This is a genomic window from Pseudomonas sp. GW821-FHT09C08 (assembly GCF_059418125.1).
This window is the reverse complement of sequence record NZ_JBWKPG010000001.1, coordinates 1099939-1111883: the sequence shown is the minus strand read 5'-3', so window position 1 is coordinate 1111883 and position 11945 is coordinate 1099939. Positions and strand designations below refer to the sequence as shown.

General features: G+C 64.7%; 9 protein-coding genes. 4 read left to right on the top strand and 5 right to left on the bottom strand.

All coding sequences use genetic code 11. The features are described from left to right. Window positions 1–172 precede the first annotated feature (172 nt). Together AC07OJ_RS04685 and AC07OJ_RS04680 are read left to right on the top strand one after the other, a co-directional pair. Window positions 173–1156 (top strand): GlxA family transcriptional regulator, encoded by a 984-nt coding sequence (locus AC07OJ_RS04685; protein ID WP_495094269.1) that lies wholly within the window; start codon window positions 173–175, stop codon window positions 1154–1156. A 51-nt stretch (window positions 1157–1207) separates the two neighbouring features. Further along, a complete protein-coding gene (locus AC07OJ_RS04680; RefSeq protein WP_282396080.1) occupies window positions 1208–2128 on the top strand; it encodes an ADP-ribosylglycohydrolase family protein in 921 nt (306 codons plus the stop codon). Here AC07OJ_RS04680 and AC07OJ_RS04675 read toward each other — a convergent pair. The 5 genes from AC07OJ_RS04675 to AC07OJ_RS04655 all read right to left on the bottom strand — a co-directional run bounded on the left by AC07OJ_RS04675 (window position 2125) and on the right by AC07OJ_RS04655 (window position 8558). Next, complete coding sequence (locus AC07OJ_RS04675) at window positions 2125–3369, bottom strand: NAD(P)/FAD-dependent oxidoreductase (RefSeq protein ID WP_495094075.1); 1245 nt, start codon at window positions 3367–3369, stop codon at window positions 2125–2127. The genes AC07OJ_RS04680 and AC07OJ_RS04675 overlap by 4 nt on opposite strands. 3 nt (window positions 3370–3372) lie before the next feature. After that, entirely contained in the window at window positions 3373–4944 is a 1572-nt protein-coding gene (locus AC07OJ_RS04670) for an aldehyde dehydrogenase (NADP(+)) (protein WP_495094074.1), read from the bottom strand. Window positions 4945–5005: 61 nt separating this feature from the next. Then, the gene (locus AC07OJ_RS04665) at window positions 5006–5953 is read right to left on the bottom strand and encodes a dihydrodipicolinate synthase family protein (protein ID WP_495094073.1); all 948 of its coding nucleotides are present in this window, start codon (window positions 5951–5953) and stop codon (window positions 5006–5008) included. Window positions 5954–5993: 40 nt separating this feature from the next. Continuing rightward, window positions 5994–6920, bottom strand: a complete 927-nt coding sequence (locus tag AC07OJ_RS04660) for a 4-hydroxyproline epimerase (RefSeq protein ID WP_262133509.1) — start codon at window positions 6918–6920, stop codon at window positions 5994–5996. 12 nt (window positions 6921–6932) lie between these two features. After that, window positions 6933–8558, bottom strand: a complete 1626-nt coding sequence (locus tag AC07OJ_RS04655; RefSeq protein WP_495094072.1) for an APC family permease — start codon at window positions 8556–8558, stop codon at window positions 6933–6935. Window positions 8559–8746: 188 nt separating this feature from the next. Here AC07OJ_RS04655 and AC07OJ_RS04650 point away from each other — a divergent pair, with 188 nt between their 5' ends. Together AC07OJ_RS04650 and treS are read left to right on the top strand one after the other, a co-directional pair. Next, a complete protein-coding gene (locus tag AC07OJ_RS04650) occupies window positions 8747–9526 on the top strand; it encodes an AraC family transcriptional regulator (protein WP_120448709.1) in 780 nt (259 codons plus the stop codon). A gap of 85 nt (window positions 9527–9611) precedes the next feature. Then, complete coding sequence (gene treS, locus AC07OJ_RS04645) at window positions 9612–11678, top strand: maltose alpha-D-glucosyltransferase (RefSeq protein WP_213553721.1); 2067 nt, start codon at window positions 9612–9614, stop codon at window positions 11676–11678. Window positions 11679–11945: the final 267 nt, after the last annotated feature.

Below are 11945 nucleotides of genomic sequence, written 5' to 3'. Positions count from 1 at the left end.
AAAACCGTATCAGATGCGTGTGCCGCCGTTCTGCCACGGGCTTTGATCGGGGGCGCTTTTCTCAAGATCAGCGTGTGAGACAGGCACCGCATTTGCCCCTAAGATGGCGCCCACTGCATCAACAATAAACGTGGGCCAACCCTCGATGGAAAGACGCCAATTCAGCGGTGGCATGCAAGGCAAGAACCTGCGCTACCTCAACGAAACCTCGCAGCAGCCGGCGCCGCTCACCCGCGTCGGCTTTTTGCTGCTCGAACACTTTTCGCTGCCGGCCTTCACCCAGACCCTCGACACCTTCGTCACCGCCAACCTGCTGCGGCCTGAACTGTTCGCCACGCGCACCTTTGCTTGTGCGGATGACGAAGTGATCAGCGACCTCGGGCTGGTCATTCGTCCTGATGCACGCCTGGGCTCGTCAGTGCTGCAGGATCTGGAGCTGCTGGTGATCTGCGGCGGCTTTCGCACCGAACTCAAGGCCAGCGAAGACTTCATCCACCTGCTGCGCAGCGCTGCCGAGCAGGGCGTGAAACTCGCCGGGCTGTGGAACGGCGCGTGGTTCCTCGGGCGTGCGGGCCTGTTGCAAGGCTATCGCTGCGCCATCCACCCCGAACATCGGCCGGCCCTCGCCGAAGTGTCCAAGGCCACCCACGTCACCAGCGAACCCTACGTGATCGACCGCGACCGCCTGACCGCCTCCAGCCCCTCCGGCGCCTTCCACATGGCCCTGGACTGGATCAAGGCCTTGCACGGCAAGGCCCTGGTCGAAGGCATCGAAGACATCCTGGCCTTCGAAGAGTCGCGCTACCGGCGCATCAAGCCAACCGAAAATGTCAGCGTCAGCGCCCCCCTGCGTGAGGTGGTGAAACTGATGGACGCCAACCTCGAGGAACCGCTGGAACTCGACCAGCTCGCGGTCTACGCCGGGCGCTCGCGACGCCAGCTCGAGCGCCTGTTCAAGGAGCAACTGGGCACCACGCCGCAGCGCTACTACATGGAACTGCGCGTGACCGAAGCGCGGCGCTTGCTGCAGCACACCGAGTTGTCACAGGTGGAAGTGTTGGTGGCCTGCGGCTTTGTCTCGCCGAGCCATTTCAGCAAGTGCTACAGCGCGTATTTCGGATATCGCCCCTCGAAGGAGAAGCGGTTGGTCAAGTAGCATGGGCGCGGCAGACGACAATCCGCACGAATGCTCAGTCAAGGAGAGCTAATGACCATCACGCTTATCGATCGATATCGCGGCAGCTTGCTGGGGCTGGCGTGTGGTGACGCCGTGGGCACGACAGTTGAATTCATGCCGCGCGGTACGTTTGCGCCGGTCACCGATATGGTCGGCGGCGGGCCTTTCCAGCTCAAGCCGGGACAGTGGACCGACGACACCTCCATGGCGCTCTGCCTGGCCGAGAGCCTCCTGCGCAAGAACGGCTTTGACGCGGCAGACCAGATGGCCCGGTACCTGAACTGGTGGACGTGGGGCTACTTGAGTTCGACGGGTGATTGTTTCGACATCGGCATGACCGTGCGTGAGGCGCTGTCGGCGTTCCAACAGCACGGCGACCCGTTTGCCGGTTCGACCGCGCCGTTTTCGGCCGGCAATGGTTCGATGATGCGCCTGGCGCCAGTGGTGCTGTTTTACTTTCCAGACCTTCAGCGTATCGAGGACTTTTCCCGCCAAAGCTCGCGGACCACACACGGCGCCCAGGAAGCGATCGAATGTTGCGTGGTGCTCGCGCGGGCCATCGCCGGGGCGTTAGGCGGCGCCGCCAAAGAGCAATGGCTGACCATCCCAAGTACCGGGCTGCAGGCGCCCAAAGTGCTGGCGATTGCCCAAGGCGGCTACCGCGAAAAGACCCGCGAGCAAATCACCGGCTCCGGCTACGCAGTGGCGTCGCTGGAAGCCGCGCTCTGGTGCGTACTCAACACGGACAGCTTCGCCGAGGCGGTGTTGGCGGCCGCCAACCTGGGGGATGACGCCGACACCACGGCGGCCATCGTCGGCCAACTGGCCGGCGCCCACTATGGCGTGCAAGGAATTCCGGCCGGCTGGCTGGAAAAATTGTGCATGCGTGACGACATCGAGGAAATGGCGGAGGCACTGTTGAAGGCATCCACCGACAACCCGGCGGCTTAAAACCTGTCCAGTCGATAGGGCGCCAAGCCCGACTGCAACTGATCGCCGTTTGCCAACTTGCCAACCATCTCCGCCGTCACCGCCGCCTGCGTCAACCCCAGGTGCTGGTGACCGAACGCCAGCAGCACCTTGCCGTCACACACTCGATCAATCACCGGCAGCGAATCCGGCAGCGACGGTCGAAAACCCATCCAGGGCGTCGCACCTTCCTGGCTCAGGTCCTGACGAAACAGACCTTTGCTCAGTCGATGCAGCTGCCAGGCGCGCTGCATGTTGGCCGGGCGCTCCAGCCCGGCGAATTCCACCGTGCCGGCCAGGCGCAGGCCGCCCGCCATGGGCGTCATGATGAATTTGCGCTCCAGGGAGGTCACCGCGAAGGGCAGGCGCTGATGCTCATGCGGCAGCATCAGGTGATAGCCGCGCTCGGTGTCCAGCGGCACGGTTTTGCCCGTCAGTGCCGCAGTGAGCCTGGCCGAGTGGGCGCCACAGGCGATCAGCACCTGGCGCGCTGCCAATGGCCCTTGATCGGTGCTCAGCGTAACGCCTTGATCATCTGTGCGGCCGTCGAGCACCTGGCGCTGGAGAAACTGCACACCCGCAGCTTTCGCCGCCTCGACCAGCTCGCAGACCACCTGATAGGGATCGAGAAAGTGCCCGGTACTCGGAAAAAACAGCCCGCCCTGAATGGCATCGCTCAATTGCGGCGCCGCCTCGCGGATTGCATCGCCGGTCCAGAAAGTCAATGGCACCTGCTGCTGGCGCATGCGCTCCTGCACTGCCTCCAGTGCCGCGCGCGACTCCGGGCGTTCGAATACCAGCAGCGAGCCGTCTTCGCGCAGCAGTTGCGCGCGGTCGATGCTGTGCAGCAAGCGTTGCCACGCGGCCAGGCTGGCTTCGTTCAACGCGCGGATGCCCGCTACCGTACGCCGGTAGTGGGCCGGGCGCAGGTTCAGCAGCAGGCGGATAAACCAGGGCAGGGCGCGTGGCATGTATTGCCAGTCCAGGCGCAGCGGGCCCATCGGGTCCATCAGCATGCCGGGCAAGCGCTTGAGGATCGACGCGTCTGCAATCGGAAACACCTGCTCGGTGGCCAAGTGGCCGGCGTTGCCATAAGAGGCGCCCATGCCGGGCGCCTGCGAGTCGATCACCACCACTTGGCGCCCTTGGCGCGCCAGCTGCAACGCGCAGGCGACCCCGATAATGCCGGCGCCGACCACGGCGATCTCTGTACGCTCTGGCATTGTTCAGGCCTCCCGTTGGCCATCGAGCAGGCGGCGCAGCAGCAACGGGTTGCCCTGTTGCAGCGCCGTCGGCAGCAAGGCGTCGGGGAAGTCCTGATAGCACACCGGCCGCAGGAAACGCAGGATCGCCGCCGTGCCCACGGACGTGCTGCGGGCATCCGAGGTGGCCGGGAATGGCCCGCCATGCACCATGGCGTCAGACACTTCCACGCCGGTCGGCCAGCCGTTGACCAGCAGGCGCCCGGCCTTGCGCTCCAGCACCGGCAGCAGCGCCTTGGCGTTTGCCAGGTCGGCTTCATCCATCTGAAGCGTGGCGGTGAGCTGGCCTTCGAGCTGTTCAGACACCTGGCGCACTTCTTCATTGTCAGCGCACGCCACGATCAGCGACGCCGCGCCGAACACTTCGGCCTGCAGGTGTTCATTGGCCAGGAAGGCGCTGGCTTCGGTCACTAACAGGTGCGCCTGGCCCTGGTTGGGACCTTGCGCCGGCACGCCGCGGGCCACCACCTTGGCGTGCTGGCTCAAGGCACCGACCCCGGCTTGGAAGGCATTGAAAATACCCGGTGTGAGCATGGTCTGTGCCGCGCTGCGCGACAGCAGGTCTGCCGCCTGTTGGATGAACCGATCCAGGGCCGGGCCCCGAACCGCAATCACCAATCCAGGGTTGGTGCAGAACTGTCCGGCACCCTGGGTCAGCGACGCCACGAACCCCTGGGCCAGGGCGGCGCTGCGTGCTTCGAGCGCCGCTGCAAACAGGTACACCGGGTTGATCGAACTCATTTCCGCATACACCGGGATCGGCTCCGGCCGCGCCTGTGCCGCCTGGGTCAGCGCGATGCCGCCGCTGCGCGAACCGGTAAAGCCGACGGCCTTGATGCGCGGATCGGTCACCAGTGCGATGCCCACTTCGCGGCCCGAACCGTAAAGCAGGGAAAACACGCCCTCGGGCAAGCCACAATCGCTGACCGCCTTGGCCACGGCGCGGCCGACCAGCTCGCTGGTGCCGGGATGCGCCGCGTGGGCCTTGACGATCACCGGGCAACCGGCCGCCAGTGCCGATGCGGTATCACCGCCAGCCACGGAAAAGGCCAGGGGGAAATTGCTCGCGCCAAACACTGCCACCGGGCCCAGCGCCACGTGGCGTTGACGCAAATCCGCACGCGGCAGTGGCTGGCGTTGCGGCTGCGCGGTGTCGACGCGCACGTCCAGCCATTCACCGGCGCGCACGGTCCGTGCAAAGGTGCGCAGCTGTGCGCAGGTGCGGCCGCGCTCACCCTGGATCCGTGGCACCGGCAAACCGGTTTCGGCCGCCGCGCGCTCAATCAACGCATCGCCCAAGGCTTCGATGTTCTCGGCAATGGTTTCGAGAAACTGCGCGCGCTGCGCCAATGAAGTCTCGCGGTAGCGATCAAAGGCGGCCCACGCCAGTGCGCACGCCTGCTCGACATGCTCGCCGCTGCCACCGGCGTAGGCCGGCTCCAAGGGCGCGTCGGTGGCGGGATTGATGGCCCGGATCACATCGCGCGTGCCGCCAAGGAGTTGCTGGCCGATCAGCATTTTGCCCGTCAGAGTCATGGGGTTTTCCTGGAAAAAAGAGAGGATGGCCGCCGTGAGCACCACGGCGGCGCGTCGCGAATCAGTCGCGGTTCTGCTCGGCCGACCAGTCGGCGTACCACTGGCGGAACAGCGCGTACTGGGCCTCGGCATAGCGCCGCTGGGCTTCGCTGAGCACGTCGCTCGGGTTGAAATGCAAGGCGTAGCCCTGGTCACCGTTGAGCACCATCAGGTGCTTGTAATACAGCACCAGGTCGTAGCCTTCGTCGAAGGACGACAGCACCGCCAGCGCAGCTTCCAGCTCGCGCGCCAGGCGGCGGGCCTTGGCATCGCCCTTCGCCGCTTGCTTGCTCAGCGCCACCAGGTGCAGCACTTCACGCGGCAGGGCGTTGCCGATGCCGGTGATCGCGCCAGTGGCGTTGCAGTTGACGAAACCGTGCACCACCTGGGTATCGACGCCGACCATCAGGGTCACGCTGTCGTCCTGGGAGGTGATGTGTTCTGCCGCGTAGCGCAAGTCGGCGCCGCCGCCGAACTCCTTGAAGCCGATCAGGTTCGGGTGTTCGCGGCGCAGTTCGAAGAACAGCTCGGCGCGGGTGGCGAAGCCGTAGTACGGACTGTTGTAGATCACCGCCGGCAGGTTGGGCGCGGCCTTGAGGATCGCCGAGAAGTGCGCCTTTTGCGCGGTGGCGGAGGCACCACGCGAAAGCACGCGCGGGATCACCATCAAGCCATGGGCACCGACCTTCGCCGCATGGGCAGCATGGGCCACCGCCTCACGGCTGTTGACCGCACCGGTGCCGACGATGGTCGGTACCCCGGCGGCGACCAGGCGCGCGACGCCTTCCTGGCGCTCGGCTTCGGTCAGCAGCGGCCAGTCACCCATGGAGCCGCAATAGACCACGGCGCTCATGCCGATATCGATCAACTCGCGGCCCTTGGCAACCAGGGCGTCGAAGTCAGGCGTGCACGCGGCGGTGCACGGGGTCATCAGGGCAGGGATGCAGCCGGTGAAGATGTTGTCGCTCATTGGGTTAACTCCTAACCACGTTCAATCAAAAGGGATGGGCTCAAATGCCCCAGGCAAAAGGGTCTTGCGCGTCGATCAGCAAGGTGCTGTCGGCGGTGATGTAGGCGCGGCCGGTGATGAACGGGCGCACACGCTCGCCGTCCCATTCATAGCGGCCTTCGAATTGGCTGCCGGTGATGCTGGCTTGTACCCAGGTTTCGCCGGGCGCGAGCTTGGCGTCTGCGGCCAGGCACGCCAGCTTGGCGCTGGTGCCGGTGCCGCAAGGGGAGCGGTCGTAGGCTTTGCCGGGGCACATCACGAAATTGCGGCTGTCGGCCTCGGCGTCGTCGGCGAACAGTTCGATATGGTCGATCGGTGCGCCATCCGCACCCTGGATGCCCTGGGTTTCCAGAGCCTTGAGCATCGCCCAGGTGTAATCGGTGAGGGCGTCGACGTTGTCCATCTGCAGGCGTTGGCCATGCTCGGACACCAGGAAAAACCAGTTGCCGCCCCAGGCGATATCGCCCAGCACCACACCATGGCCGGGCACGTCCACGGCGACCTGGCGGCGATGGCGGTAGGCGGGCACATTGCGCAGGGTCACCGCGCCGTCGGCGTGCAGCGTCGCGGCCACCGGGCCGACGGGGGTGTCCACGGTGTGCACGCCCGGCGTGATCCTGCCCAGATGGTGCAGGGACGCGATCAGGCCAATCGTGCCGTGACCGCACATGCCCAGGTAGCCGGCGTTATTGAAGAAGATCACTCCGCAGGTGGCACCCGGTGTGACGGGCGCGCAATACAGCGCACCGACCAGCACGTCGTTGCCACGCGGCTCCAGGATGCAGGCGCGGCGCCATTGGTCATGCTCGCTGCGCAGGTGCTCCAGTTGGTCAGCAATGGTGGCGCCACTCAGGGCGGGGAAACCGCTCATCACCAGGCGCGTTGGTTCGCCGCCGGTGTGGGAGTCGATCACATGCAGTCGCTTCATAAAACGCTCCAATCAGTGGGTAGCCGGGGCCAGCGGTGCGTGGGACGGGGACTCGTCGACGGCTTCACTTTCATCCGCTTCGTGTTCCAGGCGCACCAGGTGGGCCGGCACGCCAGTGGCGGCGCCCCAGTAGTAGATGCCGAGGGCGCAGACCGCGACGACGACGGTGTCGAACGGATGACTGAGCACGCCGATGCCGCCGAAACTGCCGAGCTTGGACAGCAGGATGGTCACTGCGTAGAAACCGATCAGCCACGCCGACGAGCGCACTTGTTGCTTGAGGTTCAGGTGCGCGGTCGGCACCCAGCGGGCGCACAGCAGGTACACCACGAACATCAGGATCTGCAGGCCAAGCAGCCACGACACGGTGCTCCAGCCCGACCAGTACACGATCAGTGCGGCGATGATGAACGACAGCGGGCCGAGCACTGCCATGCCCTTGACCCGGAACGGTCGCGCCATGCCCGGCGCATTGCGACGCAGCGCGGCGACGGTCACCGGGGCCACGGCGTAGCTGAGGATCAGCGCGGCGGACACCACGTTGATCAGCGCTTCCCAGGACGGGAACGGCAGGGTCCAGAACACTGACAGGGCAAAGGTCAGCCACAGCGCCGGGCGCGGGATGCCGGACTTCTCATCGATGCGCGTGAAAATCTTGAAGAACGTGCCGGTCTGCGCCCAGCCGTACACCACGCGCGGCGTGGCGTTCATGTAGATGTTGCCGCAGCCGCTGGGCGAAATCACCGCGTCGGCGACCACCAGGTAGGCCAGCCAACCCACACCCAGCGCGAGGGCGATATCGCGATACGGCAGCGCCAGTTCCTTGCTGATTCCAGCCCAGCCATTGGCGAGCATTTCGGTGGGTACGCCGCCGAGAAACGCGGTCTGCAGCAGCACATAGATGGCGGTCGACAACAGCACCGAGAGGATCAGCGCAATCGGAATCGTGCGTTGCGGGTTCTTCACTTCACTGGCCACCGAAATGATCGGCGTCAGCCCCAGGTAGGCAAAAATCACCCCGCCGGCCGACACCGCCATCTCGATGCCCGAGAGGCCGAACGGTGCAAAGCCGTGCACCTGGAAATTCGCCGGCTTGAAGAAGGTGAACAACACGCCGATCACCAGCAACGGCACGATGAACTTGAACACGCTCACCAGGTTGTTGGCGATGGCGAAGGTCTTCACGCTGCGGTAGTTGAGCACGAAGAACAGGCACAGCAGGGCGAATTGCACCAGCCAGCCGAGGGTGGTCGGGTCACTGGAGCCGGCCTTGGTCAGCTCGGGAAACCACGCGGCGGCGTATTGGCGCGAGGCGACCACTTCAATGGCGACCAGGCTGGAAAACGCGATCAACGTGATAAAGCCCATCAGGTAGCCCAGCAACGGGCCGTGGGAGTACACCGGGTAACGTACCACGCCGCCGGCGCGGGGCAATGCCGCGCCCAGTTCGCAGTAGACGATGCCCAGCAGCAGCACCGCGAAACCACCGATCAACCAGGAGACAATCCCGGCTGGACCGGCGATTGCCGAGACGTGGCTGGCCGCGAACAACCAGCCGGAACCAAAGATGGCACCCAACCCGATAAAGGTGAGGTCCATCAACGAAAGTTGCTTCTTGAACTTGCCTTGACCTGACATAGCGTCGCCTTCTTGTGAGTTATTGGATAGGCATGCAGTGGCGCTATCGTGAACGCATCGGCAGGGCGCCGATTGATGTTTTGCGCAAGCGCGAATGACGAATTCAGCACAGTTTTCCACGCTCGACAGCGCCCCGGGCATGCGGCAATCTGCTCGGCGTCCGCGTCAGAAAGTTGGGGAGAGAGACCATGCTGCACAGCGCATTTGCGACCCTTTGCCAAGGGAGCGAGGCCAGCCGCCCGCACAGCATCGAGCAGCTATTGGCCGGCGTCGCCCAGCTGCTGCCGATGCTGGATGTGATCCCCAACGCCGCGATCTTCATCAAGGACATGGACGCCCGTTACCTCCTCGCCAACCGCACCCTGGTGCAACGCTGCGGCCTCAAGCACCTGCAGCCGCTGCTGGGCAAGACCAGTGCCGAGGTGTTCCCCGCGCAGTTGGGGCCGGGCTACACCGAGCAGGATCGGCGCGTGCTGCAAGAAGGCTTTGTGCTCGAAGACCAACTTGAACTGCACCTCTACGGCACCCGCGAACCGGGCTGGTGCCTGACGCACAAATGGCCGCTGTACAACCACACCGGCCAAATCATCGGCCTGGCTGGCCTCTCGGTCGACCTGCAATCGGCCAGCGAAACCCACCCGGCCTACCAGCGCCTGGCAGCGGTGGACGAGCACATCCGCGCGCACTTCAACCGCCGCGTGACCCTTGGTGAACTGACGCGGATCGCCGGTATTTCCGTGGCCCAGCTGGAGCGTTACTGCAAGCGCGTGTTCCACCTCACCCCCCGGCAGATGATCCAGAAAGTGCGCCTGGAACACGCCCACCGGCTGTTGCACTCGGACATGCCGATTACCGAGGTGGCGCTGCAATGTGGCTACACCGACCACAGCGCGTTTACCCGCCAGTTCAAGGCGTCGACGGGGTTTACGCCGAGGCAGTATCGGCAGGCGACCGGCGGACCGGATTAGCCCCCGAACATCGCAATGCAACGAATGGCCCGCGTACGCCTCATATGTCTACGAGTAATGTTTCACGACGACAGGTACCAAGCTTATGACGGCGGCTGAAAACAACCATGTGAACTGGCTGGTAGAACAATCGATGCTGCATGCGGCTCGCCAGCGCGCCAAGCTCTATTCGGGGCAGGGCCGGTTGTGGCAGCAGCCGTACGCGCAGACCCGGCCGCGCGATGCGTCGGCGTTGTCGTCGGTGTGGTTTACCGCCTACCCGGCGTCGATAGTGACCCGCGAGGGCGGTACGGTGCTGGAGGCGCTGGGGGACGAGAGCCTGTGGCATGCGCTGTCGAAAATCGGCATCCAGGGCATCCATAACGGCCCGCTGAAGAAATCCGGCGGCCTGACCGGCAGCACGCACACGCCGACCATCGACGGCAATTTCGACCGCATCAGCTTCGAGATCGACCCGCAGCTGGGCACCGAGGCGCAGTTGCAGGCGTTGACGCGCATGGCCGCGGCGCACAATGCGGTGATCATCGACGATGTGATTCCGTCCCACACCGGCAAGGGCGCGGACTTTCGCCTGGCCGAGATGGCCTACGAGGATTATCCCGGCCTGTACCACATGGTCGAGATCCGCGAGGAAGACTGGCCGTTGCTGCCCGACGTGGCCGAAGGACGCGATGCGCAGAACCTCAGCCCTGCGCAGGTGGATGCGCTGCGCGACAAGCACTACATCGTCGGCCAGCTGCAGCGGGTGATATTCTTCGAGCCGGGCGTGAAAGAGACCGACTGGAGCGCCACCCAGGTGGTGATCGGCGTGGATGGCAAGCCGCGTCGCTGGGTGTACCTGCATTACTTCAAGGAAGGCCAGCCGTCGCTGAACTGGCTCGACCCGACCTTCGCCGCCCAGCAGATGATCATAGGCGATGCCTTGCACGCCATCGACGTGATGGGCGCGAAAATCCTGCGCCTGGATGCCAACGGCTTCCTCGGGGTGGAGCGCAAGCTTGATGGCACGGCCTGGTCGGAAAGCCATCCGCTGTCGATCACCGGCAACCAGCTGCTTGGCGGCGCGATTCGCAAGGCGGGCGGCTTCAGCTTCCAGGAGCTGAACCTCACCGTGGATGACATCGCATCGATGTCCCATGGCGGCGCCGACCTGTCCTATGACTTCATCACCCGTCCCGCGTACCAGCATGCGCTGCTGATGGGCGATGCCGAATTCCTGCGCCTGATGCTGCGCGAAATGCATCGCCAGGGCATCGACCCAGGCTCGCTGATCCACGCGCTGCAGAACCACGATGAACTGACTCTCGAGCTGGTGCACTTCTGGACCCTGCACGCCCACGACACCTTTCTCTACCAGGGCCAGACCTTCCCCGGCAACATCCTGCGCGAGCACATCCGCGAGCAGATGTACGAGCGCCTGGCCGGCGAGCATGCGCCCTACAACCTCAAGTTCGTCACCAATGGGGTGTCCTGTACCACCGCCAGCATCATCACGGCGGCGTTGGGCATTCGTGACCTGGAGGCGATTACCCCGGCGGATATCCAGCAGATTCGCCAGATCCATTTGCTGTTGGTGATGTACAACGCCATGCAGCCGGGGGTGTTTGCCTTGTCGGGCTGGGACCTGGTGGGTGCGCTGCCCTTGGCTGCCGATGAGGTGGCACACCTGATGCAGGACGGCGACACGCGCTGGATTCATCGCGGCGCCTATGACCTGGTAGACCTGAACCCTGAGGCCGAACTGTCCGCCGGGCAGATGCCGCGCGCGAAAAGCCTCTACGGTAGCCTGAACAGCCAATTGCAAGACCCTGAGTCATTCGCTTCGCAACTGCAGAAAATCCTCGCCGTACGCCGTGCCTACGACATCGCGGCGAGCCGCCAGATCCTGGTGCCGGACGTGCAGCATCCCGGCCTGCTGGTGATGGTCCACGACTTGCCGGCGGGTAAAGGCACGCAGATTACCGCGCTGAACTTCGGCGCCACGCCGATCACCGAAACCCTGCACCTGCCCGACATCGCGGCCGGGATGGTGGTAGACATCATCAACGAGCGGGTGGAGGGCGATCTCACTGCCGAAGGCGAGTTCACCATCACCCTGGATGCGTATGAGGGGCTGGCGTTACGGGTTGTCAGCAGTTCGCCGATGCTCTAGGGCCCGAATGCCGCCATCGCTTCATCAATGAAATGCCGCAGCTTGGCGGTGCGCTGGCGGTCGGCGGGGTAAATCAGGCTCATGGGCTTGGAGGGCCCTTCAAAGGTGGGCAGCACCCGCACCAGTTGGCCGCCTTGAGCTGCGCGTCGGCACTGTTGACCCGCATTCTGCCTCCAATTTTGTCGAGGTGGGCCGCGCCGCGTTGGAGGACAGCGTGGTGAGGCATTACTGAGCCCCGCCCGTGAACGGCTGGAGCGCGCCCGCCAG